The organism is Pontimonas salivibrio (assembly GCF_002950575.1).
In the GTDB taxonomy this organism is placed as follows: domain Bacteria; phylum Actinomycetota; class Actinomycetes; order Actinomycetales; family Microbacteriaceae; genus Pontimonas; species Pontimonas salivibrio.
The window spans coordinates 404,290-421,210 of the sequence record NZ_CP026923.1 but is presented as its reverse complement, the minus strand read 5'-3'; the positions used below and the strand labels follow the sequence as shown (position 1 = coordinate 421,210).

The 16,921-nt window shown below is 59.5% G+C and carries 17 protein-coding genes and 1 tRNA gene; 7 read left to right on the top strand and 11 right to left on the bottom strand.

From position 1 onward, the window contains the following. Positions 1-93 precede the first annotated feature (93 nt). From C3B54_RS02275 to C3B54_RS02265, 3 genes are read left to right on the top strand one after another with little or no spacing between them, the layout of a single operon-like run. Positions 94-528 (top strand): NfeD family protein, encoded by a 435-nt coding sequence (locus C3B54_RS02275; RefSeq protein WP_158665470.1) that lies wholly within the window; start codon positions 94-96, stop codon positions 526-528. Further along, the gene (locus C3B54_RS02270; RefSeq protein ID WP_211286308.1) at positions 521-1,417 is read left to right on the top strand and encodes an SPFH domain-containing protein; all 897 of its coding nucleotides are present in this window, start codon (positions 521-523) and stop codon (positions 1,415-1,417) included. Before C3B54_RS02275 ends, C3B54_RS02270 begins: the two co-directional genes overlap by 8 nt. A gap of 40 nt (positions 1,418-1,457) precedes the next feature. Beyond that, the gene (locus C3B54_RS02265) at positions 1,458-1,772 is read left to right on the top strand and encodes a hypothetical protein (RefSeq protein WP_104913059.1); all 315 of its coding nucleotides are present in this window, start codon (positions 1,458-1,460) and stop codon (positions 1,770-1,772) included. A 70-nt stretch (positions 1,773-1,842) separates the two neighbouring features. On the opposite strand, the gene C3B54_RS02260 is transcribed toward C3B54_RS02265, so the two are convergent. Genes C3B54_RS02260 through galU form a run of 7 tightly spaced genes read right to left on the bottom strand, consistent with a single transcriptional unit; the run spans position 1,843 to position 7,717 of the window. Next, on the bottom strand, positions 1,843-2,667 hold the full coding sequence (locus C3B54_RS02260; protein ID WP_158665469.1) for a UbiA family prenyltransferase: 825 nt from the start codon (positions 2,665-2,667) through the stop codon (positions 1,843-1,845). Then, the gene (locus C3B54_RS02255) at positions 2,667-3,707 is read right to left on the bottom strand and encodes an NAD(P)/FAD-dependent oxidoreductase (protein ID WP_104913058.1); all 1,041 of its coding nucleotides are present in this window, start codon (positions 3,705-3,707) and stop codon (positions 2,667-2,669) included. Before C3B54_RS02255 ends, C3B54_RS02260 begins: the two co-directional genes overlap by 1 nt. Beyond that, positions 3,704-4,228 carry an isoprenylcysteine carboxyl methyltransferase family protein gene (locus C3B54_RS02250; protein ID WP_104913057.1) on the bottom strand — a complete coding sequence of 175 codons (525 nt, stop codon included), beginning with the start codon at positions 4,226-4,228 and terminating at the stop codon, positions 3,704-3,706. The genes C3B54_RS02255 and C3B54_RS02250 overlap by 4 nt, the downstream gene beginning before the upstream one ends. Beyond that, the gene (locus tag C3B54_RS02245) at positions 4,219-5,268 is read right to left on the bottom strand and encodes a type III polyketide synthase (RefSeq protein WP_104913056.1); all 1,050 of its coding nucleotides are present in this window, start codon (positions 5,266-5,268) and stop codon (positions 4,219-4,221) included. Before C3B54_RS02245 ends, C3B54_RS02250 begins: the two co-directional genes overlap by 10 nt. A gap of 49 nt (positions 5,269-5,317) precedes the next feature. Further along, entirely contained in the window at positions 5,318-6,100 is a 783-nt protein-coding gene (locus C3B54_RS02240; RefSeq protein WP_104913055.1) for a hypothetical protein, read from the bottom strand. Positions 6,101-6,159: 59 nt separating this feature from the next. After that, positions 6,160-6,822, bottom strand: a complete 663-nt coding sequence (locus C3B54_RS02235) for a GNAT family N-acetyltransferase (protein ID WP_104913054.1) — start codon at positions 6,820-6,822, stop codon at positions 6,160-6,162. A gap of 7 nt (positions 6,823-6,829) precedes the next feature. Beyond that, positions 6,830-7,717 (bottom strand): UTP--glucose-1-phosphate uridylyltransferase GalU, encoded by an 888-nt coding sequence (gene galU, locus C3B54_RS02230; protein WP_104913053.1) that lies wholly within the window; start codon positions 7,715-7,717, stop codon positions 6,830-6,832. Between the two features lie 34 nt (positions 7,718-7,751). On the opposite strand from galU, the gene C3B54_RS02225 reads away from it, so the two are divergent. Both C3B54_RS02225 and C3B54_RS02220 read left to right on the top strand, forming a co-directional pair. Beyond that, positions 7,752-8,345 carry a 5-formyltetrahydrofolate cyclo-ligase gene (locus C3B54_RS02225; RefSeq protein ID WP_104913052.1) on the top strand — a complete coding sequence of 198 codons (594 nt, stop codon included), beginning with the start codon at positions 7,752-7,754 and terminating at the stop codon, positions 8,343-8,345. Positions 8,346-8,375: 30 nt separating this feature from the next. Next, entirely contained in the window at positions 8,376-8,660 is a 285-nt protein-coding gene (locus C3B54_RS02220; RefSeq protein WP_104913051.1) for an FmdB family zinc ribbon protein, read from the top strand. A gap of 299 nt (positions 8,661-8,959) precedes the next feature. Here the strand turns inward: C3B54_RS02220 and C3B54_RS02215 are convergent, their stop codons facing one another. Beyond that, a complete protein-coding gene (locus C3B54_RS02215) occupies positions 8,960-12,736 on the bottom strand; it encodes a DUF4011 domain-containing protein (RefSeq protein ID WP_104913050.1) in 3,777 nt (1,258 codons plus the stop codon). A gap of 70 nt (positions 12,737-12,806) precedes the next feature. After that, positions 12,807-12,878 (bottom strand) — tRNA-Arg (locus tag C3B54_RS02210). Positions 12,879-12,926: 48 nt separating this feature from the next. On the opposite strand from C3B54_RS02210, the gene C3B54_RS02205 reads away from it, so the two are divergent. Then, complete coding sequence (locus tag C3B54_RS02205) at positions 12,927-14,129, top strand: glycosyltransferase (RefSeq protein WP_104913049.1); 1,203 nt, start codon at positions 12,927-12,929, stop codon at positions 14,127-14,129. Here C3B54_RS02205 and C3B54_RS02200 read toward each other — a convergent pair. Further along, positions 14,126-14,674, bottom strand: coding sequence for an HNH endonuclease (locus C3B54_RS02200; RefSeq protein ID WP_245867975.1), 549 nt, complete (start codon positions 14,672-14,674; stop codon positions 14,126-14,128). The genes C3B54_RS02205 and C3B54_RS02200 overlap by 4 nt on opposite strands. Positions 14,675-14,960: 286 nt before the next feature. Then, entirely contained in the window at positions 14,961-15,650 is a 690-nt protein-coding gene (locus C3B54_RS02195) for a metal-dependent transcriptional regulator (RefSeq protein WP_104913048.1), read from the bottom strand. 87 nt (positions 15,651-15,737) lie between these two features. On the opposite strand from C3B54_RS02195, the gene serC reads away from it, so the two are divergent. Beyond that, entirely contained in the window at positions 15,738-16,865 is a 1,128-nt protein-coding gene (gene serC / locus C3B54_RS02190; protein WP_104913047.1) for a phosphoserine transaminase, read from the top strand. The last annotated feature ends 56 nt before the right edge of the window (positions 16,866-16,921 follow it).

The window sequence follows — 16,921 nt, the reverse complement described above, 5'->3', positions numbered from 1 at the left end:
ACTGGAAACTGAGCGCCTCAGGGCACTATTTCCCGGCCGGGCGTCAGATGACGGTCGTACACTGGCGACAGAGACGCCTTGGGGGTGAGTGCGATGGCCGTGTGGTTGTGGTTGTTAGCTGCCGGTGCACTGTTCGTGCTCGAAGTGGTCACCGCTGATCTGCTTTTCGCGTCACTCGCGATCTCCGCGACAGCGGCGATGCTCACCGCCTGGGGTGGTGGTGGTTTCCTCGCCCAAGGTGTGGCCTTCGCCATTTCCGCCATCATTACGGTGTTCATCCTTCGCCCAATAGCGCTTCGGGAAATGGCGAAGCGCTCACCCAAAACGGCAACCAACACCGAAGCACTGCTCGGTGTTGACGCCAAAACCCTGTCAGTGACTACTGCCGAATCGGGTCAGGTGAAACTAAAGGGCGAAGTCTGGTCGGCCAGGAGTGAGTCGGGCCGAATCCCTGCGGGCCAATCGGTCACCGTAGTCACCATCGACGGCGCCATCGCCGTTGTGCGTTCGAAATCAACCAATGATTGACCTTCTGGAGGTAATCAACGTGGACCTCATCATTCCTCTCATTCTCATCGTGGCCGTCGTGGCCTTCTTTGTCCGCGCCATCCGCATCATCCCCCAAGCAAACGCGGGAGTTGTCGAGAGGCTTGGCCGCTACAACCGCACCCTGGAGGCAGGGCTAAACCTTCTGATTCCGTTTGTCGACCGGCTTCGGCCACTTATTGACCTTCGTGAACAGGTCGTGTCCTTCCCCCCACAGCCCGTGATCACCTCAGACAACCTCGTGGTGCAAATCGACACGGTGGTTTACTACCAAGTGACTAACGCCAAATCGGCCCTCTACGAAATCGAAGACTTCGTGATGGGGATCGAACAGATCACCATCACCACGCTTCGAAACGTGGTCGGTGGAATCGATTTGGAGCAGGCGCTGACCTCCAGAGAAACCATCAACGCCGCCTTGCGCGGTGTCCTCGATGAGGCCACCGGCAAATGGGGGGTTCGAGTCAACCGGGTCGAAATCAAATCCATTGAGCCACCGGAGACTGTCAAGGTCGCGATGGAAATGCAGATGCGGGCAAACCGTGAAAAGCGTGCGGTGATTCTCACCGCTGAGGGTGCCAAGCAAAGCGAAATTCTCACCGCAGAAGGCGCCAAACAGGCCGCGATTTTGAACGCTGAAGGTGACGCCCAAGCCGCCGTTCTTCGGGCAGAAGGTGAAGCCAAAGCGGTCACCGAAGTATTCAATGCGGTGCGTGCCGCGGAACTCGACGAGTCGATGCTCGCCTACCGCTACCTTGAACAACTTCCCGAACTGGCCAAAGGTGACGCTAATAAGGTGTGGGTCATCCCCAGTGAACTCTCTGGTGCGATGCACAAATTAAGCCAAGCCTTCGGCCAGAAGGGCAAGTAATACCCCGCCGAAACGCAATGGGAAGGAGTCAATTCCCCCAATGACGGAAGAAGAACGCTCCCGCGAATCAGCTCGAGCGCTAATCAACACGGTCGACGAAGTATCGGCTCGCTCTAACAGGAGCCTGGCCATTTCTGTGATGTTCTATGTGGGCATCGGGCTGGTAGCCGCCATCGTTGCCGCCATCGCCATCATTAGGACCTTCGAAGGGCGAGGAGTTGCCATTGCAATTGCCGTCGTCGGCGGAGCAATTGGCGTATTCATCCTCACCCTCGGCGCACGGCTTGTCGGCGATGCGATCGTCAAAGCCATGAAGCTCGCGCAAGAAACACGGGACACAGAGTCAAAGAAATAGTTCTGCCGAAAATAATCCTGCCGAACTCAGCAGAAACGAACTCCGCAGAAACGAATTCGGCAGAAACGGCCTAGCCGGAAATTGCTCCGACCAGCCCTAAGGCGAGTACTAGCGCGGCGAGCATCGAGAGTCGAAACGGCCAGATCGTGGAGCCTGGCCAGAGCGCAAGTAAACCCGCCCAAATGGCAATAGATGACGCGATAATCCCGGCTAACACTGTGGTGATGAGGGCGCCACTGCCCCCACCGGTAATGAGCATTACCGACGACAACACCGTCAACACCACAATGACCGCAGCGGCAACGGGGCGAGACAGCCGCTGTGGCAGGCCACGGACACCCTCAAGGCGGTCGGTGTCGCCGTCGGGTAAGACGTTTGCGAAGTGGGCCGAGACTCCCAAACTGGCACCGACCACCACCACCCACAAAGGTGGCCAGGCGGCGGGTTCAGCACCCATGCTCACCAGGATGGGAAGTGAGCCAAACCCAGTCGCGTAGGTGAGAGCGGAAAACACTGTGGCTTTGAGGCCAAAGTTATAGGCCAGTCCGGAGGCTAAAAACACTGCCTGCCACAGCCCCACAATGGGATGCACCCACGCGGAGAGACCCAAAGACAACGTGCCCGCAATCACCACCGCCCACCGTGCGGTGGCGAGAGTGATTTCCCCGGCGGCAATCGGTTTATCTTTTCGTCCCGCCCGCCGGTCGCGTGCCACATCCACCACATCGTTTGACACCCCAACAGCGACCTGGTTCAACAACACCGCAATCACAATCCAGGCAGCATTTCCCGCCGGCAGGTTAAAGGCCAATGCGAGTAGCAGCGACAGAGTGGTGACTGCCAGTGTGGGGCCAGGATGGCTGGAGCGAATAATCGCGCTCAATGTGCGCACCACTAACTCGCCAACCTGTTCACAACAGCACCGAATAGTCCCGGGAATCGGTGGGCCAGGGGCACGATACGTCCCCGAAGTGGCGACGACGCCAACACCACCAAACCTCTCGTCAGCACTCGAAACTCCCTGGTCACCGCCCGCCAACGCCCGGGATACGACTCGGGGGAACCCGAGCGAATGCTCGCCACAGCTTCTTTGGCTTGGGCAAAGCCCACCCGGAGGCCCTCACCGGTGATCGCATCGACGTAACCGGCGGCATCCCCCACGAGTAACACTCGGCCCACCCGCGCCTTTTTCACCCGGTGGGGAAAAGGCCCCGCACCGCGAAGGCTGGAAGCAGGAGTCGCTCCGGCCAGACGCTTCGCCACCGCGGGCACCTGGGCGATGGTCTCCTGGAGGCTCAGACCTTTCGGACCCAATACGGCAACACCGACCGTGTCGGTGGCTACCGGGGTGATGTATAACTCGGTGTCACCCGCGTAGTGGACTTCAATCATGGAACTCCATGGTGCCCGGTAAAAATGCTGTCGAAGGCCATAGCGACGAGAGTTCTTTGCGGGTGGTCGCACGAGACCCAATTCGGCGGCGATTGTGGAGTGCAGCCCGTCACAGGCCAGTACATAATCTGCGTGTTGATCAGCTGCGTCAGCACAAACGAGCCGGACACCCTGTCGGTCCTGGTCCACTCCGGTGACCCGAGCGCGAATGCGCTCCACACCGCACTGGTCGGCGCGTGTTCGAAGAGCGTCAACCAGTGCAGTTCGTCGCACACCCCGCCCCGATGAATCGGGAAACAGGTGTTCGACGTGGGTGTTGCCGTGAGAGTAAGACACCCCCACCAGTTCGTGTCCTGGTGGGTCAATACCCAACTCGGCCAACAGCGGCGCAACTCCGGGCATCAACCCTTCACCGCACGCTTTATCGCCATCAGAAGCTCCCGCCTCCACAATCACGGGCGTGAGGCCAGCCTGGTGGGCAAACACTGCGGCGGCCAGACCCACTGGTCCGCCGCCCACAATGAGTACTCGCGCACCACTCACGTCAAACGCTCCAAGGCCCGGTTTTCTGTGGGGATGCGAAAGCCCAACAACAAGATGGCATTCAATACGGTGAATGCCACTGCCGTAATCCACGCACTGTGCACCAGGGGTAGGGCAATTCCTTCAACTGCAACAATCCAGTAGTTGGGGTGTCGAAGCCAGTCAAAGCGGTAGGGACCCTTTCGCACCCGCGGTGCACCAGGAACCACAATTACTCGGGTATTCCACTGCCAACCCAATGCCGAGATCACCCAGTAGCGCCCGAACTGGAAGGCAATAGCAATGACCAGCATCGGGATACCGAGCCACGGGATAAAGGGGCGATCGAGTAACCACACTTCAGCTACTGCTCCGACTAACAGTGAGGTGTGTAGAGCGACCATCCAGGGAAAATGGCGTTGGCCAAATTCTTGGCCGCCTCGCTCAAACGCGATGCGAGCATGTTTTGTGGAGACCACTAACTCGTAGAGGCGCTCAAACCCTGTGGCGAGAACAAACAGTGTGTAGGCAATCACAGCCACTCCACCAACACAAGTTCAACGCTCACCCCTGGCCCTAGGGCAAAGATGAGGCCTCGGTGACCGGCGGGGTAGTCCCCGTGTCGGGCCAGGACGTGCAGCACGGCACTGGAGGACAGGTTTCCCATTTCGGCCATCACGTCCCAGCTGATGGCGAGATCACCTGGGGCGAGATCTAACGCATCAGAAAAAGCTTCTAATACTCGGGGGCCGCCGGGGTGGGCCACCCAGGCGTCGATGTCTTCTCTCTCAAGATTGTGCTCGGCCAGCAGTGTGTCGACATCACCTGCGAGGTGCCCGTCAATAAGTTCGGGTACCGCGGGGGTCAACATCAAACGAAACCCCGATGCACCGATAGTCCACCCGATGGAATCCAGAGAGTTTGGATACAGGGCACTGCGGGAACCGACGACTCGCATTGTGGGTTCTTCGGCCCGATTCACCCCGGCCATCACCACTGCGCCGGCACCGTCACCGAAAAGCCCTGTGCCCACAATGTTCGCCATCGAGCGATCATCCCACTGGATGGTCAGCGAACACAGTTCAACAGAGACCAACAGGGCAAGCGAGTCGGGATGGCCGGCAAGGAAATCGGCCACTCGGGCAATACCGGCCGCGCCGGCCACACAACCCAGCCCAAAACTGGGAAGCCTTTTGAGGTCCGAGCGAAAACCCATCACCTGCGCCAATTCGACGTCCAGTGACGGCGCCCCAATGCCGGTGACCGTGGTGAACATGAGGTAGTCAATCTCCTGAGCGCCCACACCGGCGTCATCCAGGGCTTTTCTGGTGGCAGCTTCCACGAGTGGCAATGCGTGCTGTCGAAAGAGCTGATTGGCGTGGGTGAAATCGGTAATACTGCGATAGTCCTCGATGGGCATCACCAGTGACCGGTGTTCCACACCGGTCGCACCGTGAATTCGGCGAATCACCGCCGCCGTTTTATCGTCCTCGGCTAAACCTGTGACAAGGGCGTCGGTAATGTCGGCTTGGGCCTGACGAAATGCGGGAAGAACCGGTGATACCGAAAGGATTCCCGCCATTGTCGAAAACTAGCAGGACGCCGTGGGCGTCCGCCGGTAAACGCTGTTTTTAGACGGCGCGACGCCGGCGAAGAACTTCATCCAAATCCACGTTGCCGGAAGTGGTGGAGCGTTCAATACGGCCCATCTGGTCAAACTGTGACACCGGGGCCAACCGCTCCGCTTCAGCAGCAGCCTGTTCGGGCCGGGCATCCCGCGCTGCCGCGCGGGCTTGGCGAAGGAGCTCCTCACGGTTGGGAAGCGGAGCCTCCTCACGGGCAATCGTGTGGCGCGTCGAGAGGGGTTCGGGCAGTGGTGGCGGGCTCCAGGAGCCGGCCGTCCTCGTCGCCATGCGCGACTGAACCGGAGTGCTCTGGGGACGCTGCGGGGCCGCTTTGGCTCTCGCCTTTTTCGCCGCCTTGGCGATGGCATTTAAGACCATCAGCCCCACAAGTGTCTTTGCCCCGAGTGCGAGGGTGACCCACATTGCAGCCTGCAGGGTGATGGAGGAAATGAGCCCCACAAGACCAATAGTGGTGAACAGCGTGGTAGTGGAGCGAAGGATACGCCGGCGGCGGGCGCGAAGCTCGTCCTTGCTGTAGGACACTTCGCGAAGCTTGCGCTCCGCTTCTCGCTGCTGACGGGCAACATCTCTGGCGGTCAGCTCCGTCTTGAGCTCTTCGGTAGTTTCGGCCGTCTCGGCGAGTACACGCAGAGTTTGGCCAAGCCTGGCGGCATTGCGTTCGGTGGCCAGATATTCGCTTCTGCGCAGATAGATGGGGACCAGGTACACAAGCCATAACACTCCTGCGATGAGCAGGAGTAGCGCTGTGCCTGAAAACGGTGTCTCCACGGCTTTTAGGGTAGGAGTGAGGGGGCCTCTTCGCCGGTATCCCCGGGTTATGGGCGTGTTTACCGGGGTGGAAGATGAAGCGGGTTTTGCATCTGGATGCGCACGTATTCGGGGATTTCTGACACTCCGGTAGGTACTTGCCCCTGTTCAAAACGCTCCAACACCCCACGGGGAACTTCTTCCACTGTCAGCGCGTAACACAGATGGTCGCGCCATTGCCGATCGATGTGGATGTAGCGGCGACGAAAGCCCTCAAACCGAAAACCCAACTTTTCGACAACCCGCAGAGAAGCAACATTTTCTGGTCGGATACAGATCTCCATCCGGTGGAGACCTTTTTCAAAAAACAGGTAATCGGTGGCCATGGCAACCGCCACCGGGGTAATGCCTTTCCCGGCCTGAGATTCGACAATCCAATACCCAAGGCCCGCAGAGGACAGCGACCCGTAGGTGATTTGGGAGACGTTTAGTTGGCCCACCATCTGCCCATCAACTTCCAAAACGAACGGTAAGCCGTAGCCTTTCCTCGCTTGCTGAAGAAGGCTTCGAATAGCGCCGCGCTGATCCAGTGCTATCGCGGGAATAATGGGGTGGGTTGCCTCCCAGGGTTGCAACCAGGAACGGTTCTTCGACAGCAGTGTGTCCATCACCCGCGAATCGCGTAAGCGGACACCCCTCAGGGTAACCAGTGGGTGAGTGAGGGTGGGAATCAGATTTGTCACCGGATTACTAGCCCTCTACACCTCGGGCAAAATCTGCCAACCAACGCCGAAAATCGGGGCCTAAGTCTTCACGGCTACTGGCAACCTGCACGATGGCTTTCAAATAGTCCAACCGATCACCGGTGTCGTAGCGGCGACCGCGGAAAATCACACCCAACACGCCACCACCCGCGCCCGAGTGGGCCACAGTATTGAGTGCGTCAGTGAGCTGGATTTCACCGCCCGAACCGGGTGCGGTGGTCTCGAGCGCATCAAAAATGTCCGGCTGAAGGATGTAGCGACCGATGATGGCCAAGTTTGACGGTGCATCGGCCGGTTTCGGCTTCTCTACCAGTTCGCGCACACGCACCACGTCGTCTTCGTCGGTGGCCTCCACTGTGGCAATTCCGTAAAGGTTCACCTGTTGAGGGTCGACTTCCTGCAACGCGATGATGCAGGCGGGCTTCGAATCAAAAACCTCAATCATGCGTTTTAACAGGTCATCGCGCTCATCAATGAGGTCATCACCCAGCAGTACCGCAAAAGGGTGTCTGCCCACGTGCATTTGGGCGCGAGCCACCGCGTGACCGAGACCCATTGGGTCGCGCTGTCGCACATAGTGAATGTTGGCTAAATGAGTGGATTGGTGGACTTCGCGAAGACGACGATCGTCACCTTTTCGCTCCAAAACCGCTTCCAGCTCTGTGTTGCGGTCAAAGTGGTTTTCCAAAGCGTTCTTATTGCGCCCGGTAATCATCAACACGTCGGTGAGTCCGGCAGACACCGCCTCTTCCACCACGTATTGGATCGCAGGTTTGTCCACGACGGGCAACATCTCTTTAGGCATCGCTTTTGTGGCGGGCAAAAATCTCGTACCCAAACCCGCTGCAGGGATGACCGCTTTCAGAATCGGCATAGGGACACACTAGTAGGCGACTTAGACTAAGCGCATGGCCGAAGCCAGCCCCGCCAGCGCACCAGGCGACAAACCCGCCCTCCGGGCGGAAGCCAGAGAGCGCCGGAGGATCATGACATCTGACGAAAAAGCGGCCGCAGAAGCCGGTCTTGGCAAGAACCTTTACGCCCTCGCCACGGAATATGGCGCCAAACGCATTGCCTGCTACCTCTCCGGCGCGGATGAACCCACCACGAGAGGTTTCATTGACCAGGTAATGGCTGACGGCATTGACGTGTTGGTGCCGGTCAGCCGTGAAGACGGGTTAATGGATTGGGCACTGTGTGACCGCGAAGGCGAAAGCCTCGACGTCTTGGGAATGCCCATTCCCACCTCAGAGTTGTTGGGACCGATGGCGGTCGACGGAGTCGACGTCATGTTCATTCCCGCGTCCCTAGTGGACGCTAAGGGCGGTCGGATGGGCTGGGGTCGAGGCTACTTTGACCGCATGCTGGGCTCCATGGCACACAGGCCACCCGTGTTCGCCGTGGTTTATGATCATGAAGTAATCGACAACGTCCCCATCGAACCCCACGATCAGGGTGTGGACGGGGCGGTAACACCCACTCAAATCATCCGGTTTGGTTAATTCCAGGCCATAAGCAACGAGGATTGTGCTGTGCCCACCTACTCTTACCGCTGTAGAGACTGCGGTATCGAATTCGATATCCAGCAGGATTTCACCGATGAATCGTTGACGACCTGCCCCGAATGTGAGGGTGCACTTCGGAAACTCTTCAGTGCCGTGGGAGTCACCTTCCAAGGTTCCGGCTTTTATCGAAACGATTCGAGGGCTGAAGCCAAGAAGGCGTCTTCGTCTTCCTCCTCTTCCTCGGATTCCAAGAAATCAAAGGGTTCCAAGAAGAAATCCGACAAGAAGGCCTCGTCCTCAAAGAAGTCCTAAGCCGCGTCCAGCGCTCGGTCGTCGGTGGTCGGTGGTCGGTGGGTGGCGATTCTGCACACCCGCCAACCAGTCCCGCGAAGAAATTGGTTCGGCTCAACGGCCTGAACCACGCTCCTGAACCATTCGCCTGAATCATCAGACCGGCTGATCAGTAGTGCGGCGGTTTATCTTCTCGAAGCCGCTGATCGTTTTCTGTCGACGGGCCGCGTGACTGCTCATCATCGTGATCAGCAGGGTGTGGATCAACACCGGGTGGGTCGGGTCTGGTCGCCCTGCGACGAGTCTTCCTGGTGTCCTTTTTAGGAGGAGGCGTGGGTGTCTGCTCGCTCACTGCCCAAGCCCTCACTGTGATCTGCTTCCGGAGTGGTCGCCTCCTGCGCGGCGGCCACTCCCGCCACGGCGGCAATCTTTCTGGCCACACCATCGGGGTCAGAAAAGAGCTCGAAAGAGTGCACTCGGACATAGTGCCAACCCAGTCGACTAAGCGCTTGCGGGCGCAGACGAAGTCCCTCACGAATCGACATTCCCAACAACTGCCGATCGGTGTCTACGGCGATACACACGCCGTGGGCGTGCGCGGCTAACGGAATGACGCCGTGGTGGTCGAGCGACACCGTTAGGCCAAGCTTTTTCACTCGCTCCGCCAAGTCCACCAACATCGGATCAGACTCGTGGGCGACTTCGGGAAGCGCGGGAGGGTTCAAGATTTCTCCGAGGACTTTACCGACAGCGCGAACGGAGGGCTGCAAACGGGGGTCACTCAAATCGTCGGGACGCAAACAGCTGACGACCCGAAGGTGCCGCCGCGCTCTGGTGAGACCCAACGCCAGCAGTCTTTCGCCGCCCGGCTCAGAGAGCATGCCCAAGTCGCTCAGCACCCGGCCGTGTGGTGTGCGACCGAAGCCGAGGGAGAAAATCACTCGATCGCGACTCATGGCGTGAGCTTGTCGAAGCGTGACCGACACGAACGGTTCCGGACCATCGGCGGTAAAAAACTCGGACAGGTCGGGGTGTTCCCCGACAGCTCGAGCAACACCCTCATAGACGCGCTGTGCGTGTCGATTACTGGCGGTCACCACCATCAACGACTGTGTGGGCTGGCTTCGGGCGTGGTGGATGACCTGGTCAACAACAGCCCGCACTTCCGCATCGACACTTTCAATCACACCGGTGATGGGGTCAGGCAGACCAAAACCGTCCTCCACAATGTCTAGCTCAACACTGCGGTGACCAAGGAACGATCCCGCCCACGGCAGTGACGCAATGTGTCCCGAATACAGGTTTCGATCGACCAGGTCGGCCAGGTCTTCTCCGGTCACCCGATAACTTCTGGTCAATTCGTGACCGGGAAGGATCTCCGACAAGACACCCAAAGCAGAGTGGGGGTGTTGGGCTTCAGGGTCACTGGTTGACTCTTCGGCCTCAGACCACAACCCGACATCGAACTCTTCGGGGCGCTGAATGACCGGATCACCCATGGCAACCACCTGTCGACCCCGGCGAATAGCGGGAGCCACTTCGGCGAGGGTGACGGCACCAGCGTCGGCGACGACCACCACGTCGAAGCTTTGGCTAGCCGGTAACTTCCACACGTCGTAGGGGCTTGCCAACCACACCGGAGCCAGCGCACGAGAAAGGTGGGGTGCTTTTTCATGAAGATCTGTGGGGGTGACACCACCGGACTTCAGGGCCGATTTCAACCAAGCCGATTCTTCTGGCCAGTCCATCAAACCCACCGACCAACGCTCTGCTAACTGCCAGGCCAAACGCTTCGCGTTGGATGACGCATGTGCTTCATCCACTAGGCGGTAATCCGATTCCAGGCGGTGCAACAAAGTGGCATCTTGGCCCAACAGGTCCTGGTTGTGGCTCAAGATGTGCTCGAGTGCGCCTCGCCACCAGGCGAGCTCTAATTCGTTTTCCACATCGCCTACGGCGACGTGTCGATTGGCCAGATCATCGACCAGGGGACCCAGGTCCCACTCCTGCAGGGTGGACGTGACTTGTGCTCGGTCTTCGAGGGTGCGAAGAACATCCGATTCTTCACCCAGCGACCCCATCAACTCGATGAGCTCATCGACCGATGAACGGGTCAGCGACCGCTCGGGTTCACGACCCAGAGTCTCGGACAGGGTGCGGATATCTTGCTCTGCTTCCTGAAGGAGCGGCTGCAAATCTGCGAGACCCGGGGGGACACTAGGTGGGTGGCCACTTTCAACGAAGCGTTGCCAGGTGTGGCGCTGCTCGTTGATCTTGACCAACGAGCCGTGTAGGTCGCCGACGTGCATTCCGGGGCGGACATACTCTTTGGCGAGCGCTTTCAGCCGGCGGCGTTGAATTCGGGCGAGTTGGCTAGCCTGCTCAGTACTGCCCGTTGCGGCAATGAGGTCAGTCAGCGGTCGATCAAACACTCCCGGTTGGAAACGGTCCAAGCTTTCTCGAATGTCCACCAACAGGTGCACGAAGAGAGCGAGTTGGCTGAAATCTTTCGGTGTGGGAAGCGCAGTGTGTTCTAACACCTGGTGAGCCATGGTCTTTAGCCTGGGCAACACCTCATCGGCTAAGCGCTTGGCCAGTTGTTGTGAGCGAAGCGCGTGCTCGTGGTCAGAAAATTCCACCCCGTACCAGGGCGAATCATCTGGGCCGAATCGGAATTGGCCAAGCTCCGCTGCTTCACGCAACAACTGGGCCGCGTCATCGCGGCCAGTTGCTAAACGGGTGAGGGCTTCGGTGGACAGGCGTGCCTGGCTCTGTGGTGGGTTGTCCTGGAGGCTCAAACGAGACAGCCAGTGGATGGCTTCCAACACGCTGACACCCAGTTGGGGGTCGTCGTGGGAAAGAGCGCCCCGGTAGCGAATGATGACTTCTCGAACGCGTTGCAGTGCCCCATCGACATCACGAGAGTCAATGTGTGTGGCTTTTTCATTCCGGCCAATGGAGCGAATCAGATCACGAGAGACATTCGTGACTCGTGCTGCCATGCCGGGCAGTGCTGTACGCGCCAAACGGTCGCCAATCGCCCCGAGGGTTGCCCGCCTGGGGCTGACCACCAAGACGCGTTTATTGTGTGCGACCAAAGCACCCAACGCGTTCACCAGCGTTTGGGTGCTTCCGGTGCCCGGCAGTGTGCGCACCGTCATCGAGTTGCCGGCCAAAATGTGGGTGACGATGAGGTCCTGCTCGGTGTCCGCATCGACGATCAGGCGGTCCACGTCGGGGCTCCGCCGATCGGCATCAGGCACTTCCACGGGAGCTCTGGACTGTCGCACTTCTTCTTGTGCGGCGGGATTACCGCCAATGGCATCCAGCAAGGGGTGCGACAACTGACTGGCGTCACTCAGCAGTGGCGCAGCTACTTCGGCAAAGGACCCGACGACGAGTTGGGCTTTAACACTCACATCGTCACGGTGGGCGGTGAGGTCCCTCAGACGATCGAGAGCGAAGTTAGGTCGAAACGCTCCCTCATCTTCGGTGAGGCGCACAAACGCTTCGGCGTCCAGCTGAAGTTCCAAATGTTTGGCAAACTCACGCTGCAGCGCAGGGTTTAACCGCACCCCAGTTCGTTGCAGGGTGAATTCGATATCAGAGCCTCGGCGGCGAAGAGTGACCGGGCGAAGCAGTAATGGCCCGCGGTAGGTCTCACCGTCGTGTCGCCACTGCACAAGGCCAATACCCAACTGGATGGAGTCAATTCCCCTGGAGTGGAGCAGTTCAGTGTGGTGGGTGAAAAGCTTGGTTGCCGCCTGGTGGGCCCGCCGGCGCTGCACGTCATCTCGAATCAACGTTCCCAGCAGTGTGGGTGAACCGGCAATAAAACGTGCCAAACCACCAGGGTGGCTGTGGCCCAAATCGATGTGGTGTGCGGCGTCCTGATCAAAGTGAATCAGTGGGCTCACGCCACCCAGCGCCGCAATTTCAATTCGCCAGTCATTCCAGGCGGACGCCGCCTGGTTCACCGGAACCACGTCGGGTTCTCCCACAGAAATTTGTGACGCGAATTGGCTGGTGGGAGGGAGGGCTTGATTCCAGAGGTCCTCAGACCCCTGGGCTTCATCAAAAGAGTCAGCGCGCCACACGCCCACACACTATTGTCCGAGGGCCAAATGGCCTCGTATCCCACGCCGTGGGGCGAAAGCGCCCGGGAAGTGCCCCTGGAGGGACTCGAACCCCCAACCCTTTCCTTAGGACGGAACTGCTCTTCCATTGAGCTACAGAGGCGGGCGTTCACCAGTGTAACGGGGGAAGACGTCACGCTAGCGTTGCAGGATGCGGATGTACTTTGTGGCCTTCGGCTCGAGGGGCGATAACGAGCCCTTCCATGCGCTGGCCAACTACGCGGCATCAGCAGGCCACGACGTGGTCTTTGCCCACACCACCGATTTACCCGACCAACCCAATGCCCACTACACCCGCTGGACTCTCCCCGGATCAATCAGCGCCCTTATTGCCGACCAAGGGGTGAACGTGTGGCGAGCACTCGCGCAGTATCGCTCGGTATGGAAGCCAGCACTGGAAGCCATTTATGCGACCAGTAGTGACCACATCCGCAGCCTTTGCCCCGACGTGGTGGTCTACCACCCGAAGGTGGTGACTGCGCCAGTTGTCGCCCACGAAGTGGGCGCACTGGCGGTGATTGCTGAGCTTGCTCCCATGTTGACCCCCACAAGCGAATTTCCGGTTGCAGGAATCCCGTGGGATATGCCAAAGAGCTTGAACCGAGCCAGTTTTCGACTCGTGCAGGCAGGGCTCTCAGCGTTTGGCGACCCAGCCCGGGCTTTGGCCACCAGGCTGGGGGTGGACTCGCATGAGGCTGACCTCACACTGTGTGCCATTAGCCCGAGCATTGTCCCGCCTCCTGCCGATTGGCCAGAGTCAGCGGTAATCACCGGGGCATGGCACGAGTCGCCAGGCACCGGCGAAACTCTCGATGCCGAGCTGGAGGATTTTCTACGCGCCGGGTCCGTGCTCTATGCAGGCTTTGGTTCGATGAAAGCGGGCAACCCGGCCAGGCGGGCCGAGGTCATCGTGGCCGCTGCTCGTGAATGGGGTCTGCGGGTTCTATTGGTCACCGGGTGGGGTGGGCTGAAGCCTTCGGCCGAGTTAGCCGCCTCAGAAGATGTGCTGGTGCGAGAAAGTGTTCCCCACGCCGAGTGTTTACCCGAAGTGGATGTCGCTATTCACCACGGCGGTGCGGGCACCACTCACGCGATGCTTCGCGCTGGGATACCCAGTGTGGTGATGCCCTTTTTGGGCGACCAACCTTGGTGGGCCACCCGGTTACACAAAGCCAGGTTGGGTCCAGCTGCCATCAATAAGAACACCCGCAGTGTGGCCACACTGCGGGCATCCATTTCCGATGCCCTCGATAAGACACCGCAGGTCACCGCCGTGTCGAAGGAGATGGCGACAGAAGACGGGTGCGCGGTGGCGCTCCAGACCATCGCCGATGCGCTGGAGCCCGGCGCTTAGGCTGCTTGAGCTAAATATTCTTCCCAGTGGGGTTGTGGCCGCTCAATGCCGCGCACCAACCAGGCTATACCGTAGGGCGCCTTCGGGGGTTGGCGCAGTGACCACCCCATTTCGGCCGGGGTGCGATCGCCTTTGATGTTGTTGCATTTCAGGCAACAGGCGACCAGGTTTTCCCAGGTGTCGCCACCACCACGCGAGCGCGGAATGACGTGGTCGATGGTGCTGGCCGACTGTTGGCAGTACGCACAGCGGTGATTGTCACGGCGTAGTACTCCCCGCCTGGAGACGGGAACACTTCGACCGTGGGGGAGTCGCACATAGCGGTTGAGAACAATGACGGTGGGGCGATCAAATTCGCCCATGATGGTCCGCACCGGATGGTGCGGGTCCTTTTCCAACACGGTTGCGCGGGCATTCATGACTAACACCATCGCCCGGCGGAAGGACACCACCGAGAGCGGCTCAAATCCTGCGTTTAGTACCAGAGTGCGAAGTGCCGGCTCTTTGGTGGCCGCCGTCTGAGTGGGGGACGCGAGCATCGTCATCAGGCCCACCCCGAAGACAGTGGTGGGGAAACAAAAAAGGACACCGTCAAAAGACGATGTCCACCGAGGTATGAAGCCTGACACGCTATCGCGCGCGGCCGCTGTCCGACCTGTATCCGAAAGTGCGTGCGGGAGTCACAGACTGGACTCAACGGATGCGATGCCACGTCATCACCCCTCCCCGTCACGATGACCCGGATAGCTGCCAGTGTACCGACCCGGGGTCAGTATCGGTTGAACGCCTTGTCAGCCAAGGCTCCGTGTCGCACCCACTTCCGAGCTGTGCTCAGGAGGCGACGTAAAGGTGCTTGGCGATGTCTGGCTCCAGCGACACCGTCCGTTCGTGTTCCAAGGAGGTCAATTCGACGTGTCCGTTGCTCAGTTCAACACCGCGCACTCGTGCACCGGGAAGGAGACCAGCATTTTTCAACACCACCAACAAGTCGGTGTCGAACTGGGCCGGTTCTCCCAACCGCCGCAACAGGCCCTGCTGTGGGGTGTCGGTCACCCAGTCGGTCAGGCGGGTGACACCGTCGAGGAAATCGTTCGCCGGCTTGCCACCAATCTTTTCTAACCCCGGAATGGGGTTGCCATAGGGCGATTCGGTGGGTTGGCCCAGCATCGTCACCAGTCGCTTTTCGACGTCTTCGCTCATCACGTGTTCCCAGCGGCACGCTTCATCGTGAACCAGCGACCAATCCAAACCGATCACATCGGCGAGTAGCCGCTCAGCCAAACGATGCTTTCTGGCTACCGCTAACGCTTTTTCCCGGCCTTCGGCGGTGAGGGCGAGGCGCCGATCGGCTTCGACCACCACAAGCCCATCGCGTTCCATCCGCCCCACAGTTTGCGACACGGTCGGACCGGAGTGGCCGATGCGCTCGGCAATGCGCGCCCGAAAGGGCGCGATTCCTTCTTCTTCAAGGTCGACGATGGTGCGCAGATACATTTCTGTCGTGTCGACAAGATCAGTCATAGCAACTACACGCCTTCACCGGGTTGGTAAGGCTTAGCTTACCGAGGGCGCGATGGGGGTCAGTGCGGTGCTCTCTAGAATGGTGGGGTGACTTCTCTTCAAATCCCTGTCGATATTCTTCCCCTCGATGGTCGCTTCGGCGCGGGCCCCAGCAAGGTGCGAGCTGAACAAATTGATCACCTCATCGAGCACCAAGACATTCTGGGAACCTCACACCGTCAAGCCCCCGTTAAAGATCTCGTGGGTCGGGTGCGCACTGGCATTGCGGAGTTGTTTAATCTGCCCGAGGGCTACGAAGTGGTGCTGGGAAATGGCGGCTCCACCGCCTTTTGGGATGTCCTAGCGGCGAGCCTCATTGAGCGCCGAAGTGCCCATTTGAGCTTTGGTGAGTTCGGCGCAAAATGCGTCACTTCGGCGAGCGCCCCCTGGTTGGATGCCCCCCACGTGGTGAAGACCGAACCGGGCACGGTGGGACATTTTGAACCGGTCGCCGGTGCGGACGTCTACGCCTGGCCACACAACGAAACGTCGACTGGAGCGAGCGCTCCGATTAAGCGTGTCGAGGGTGCCGACGATGGTGCGCTCATGGTGGTCGATGCCACCAGTGCGGCGGGCGGTATCGCGATGGACCCTCACGACTTCGACGTCTACTACTTCGCTCCGCAAAAAAACTTCGCTAGTGACGGTGGCCTGTGGTTTGCTCTGCTCTCACCGGCAGCGATTGCCCGAGTGGAAAAAATCGCTGCAAGCGACCGGCACATCCCACCCTTTTTGAGCCTCCAGGCAGCCGTGGAAAATTCGAGACTGAACCAGACACTGAACACTCCCGCGCTGGCCACCCTGCTGTTGATGGAAGCCCAAGTCGAGTGGATGAACCAGCTCGGTGGGTTGGATGCCTGCGCACACGTCACCGCCCACAACTCCCACCTGCTGTATTCGTGGGCCGAATCCCACGAGTTGCTCTCACCGTTTGTGGAAAACCCCGAGCACCGCTCGCCGGTGATTGTCACCCTCGACGTCGACTCCCGGGTTGATGCCACCGTGTTGACCACGATTTTGCGCGCAAACGGTGTCGTGGACACTGAGCCGTATCGGAAGTTGGGGCGTAACCAAATCCGCATCGCCACATTTGTGGGAGTCAGTACTGATGATGTGGAGCGGCTAATGTCCAGCATCGACTTTGTGCTCGCCCACCTACTCGGTGAAGGATCCTGAACCGGTCAGTACTTAGTGCGCCTCGTTGAGGCTGGGAGGGCCGAGGGCGGCTCGAT

Coding starts and splice junctions, on each gene's coding strand:
- C3B54_RS02205 (WP_104913049.1), top strand. CDS start 12,927: ATGCGGATGTACTTTGTGGCCTTCGGCTCGAGGGGCGATAACGAGCCC.
- C3B54_RS02265 (WP_104913059.1), top strand. CDS start 1,458: ATGACGGAAGAAGAACGCTCCCGCGAATCAGCTCGAGCGCTAATCAAC.
- C3B54_RS02245 (WP_104913056.1), bottom strand. CDS start 5,268: ATGGCGGGAATCCTTTCGGTATCACCGGTTCTTCCCGCATTTCGTCAG.
- C3B54_RS02275 (WP_158665470.1), top strand. CDS start 94: ATGGCCGTGTGGTTGTGGTTGTTAGCTGCCGGTGCACTGTTCGTGCTC.
- C3B54_RS02270 (WP_211286308.1), top strand. CDS start 521: ATGATTGACCTTCTGGAGGTAATCAACGTGGACCTCATCATTCCTCTC.
- C3B54_RS02195 (WP_104913048.1), bottom strand. CDS start 15,650: ATGACTGATCTTGTCGACACGACAGAAATGTATCTGCGCACCATCGTC.
- C3B54_RS02225 (WP_104913052.1), top strand. CDS start 7,752: ATGGCCGAAGCCAGCCCCGCCAGCGCACCAGGCGACAAACCCGCCCTC.
- galU (WP_104913053.1), bottom strand. CDS start 7,717: ATGCCGATTCTGAAAGCGGTCATCCCTGCAGCGGGTTTGGGTACGAGA.
- C3B54_RS02200 (WP_245867975.1), bottom strand. CDS start 14,674: ATGACGATGCTCGCGTCCCCCACTCAGACGGCGGCCACCAAAGAGCCG.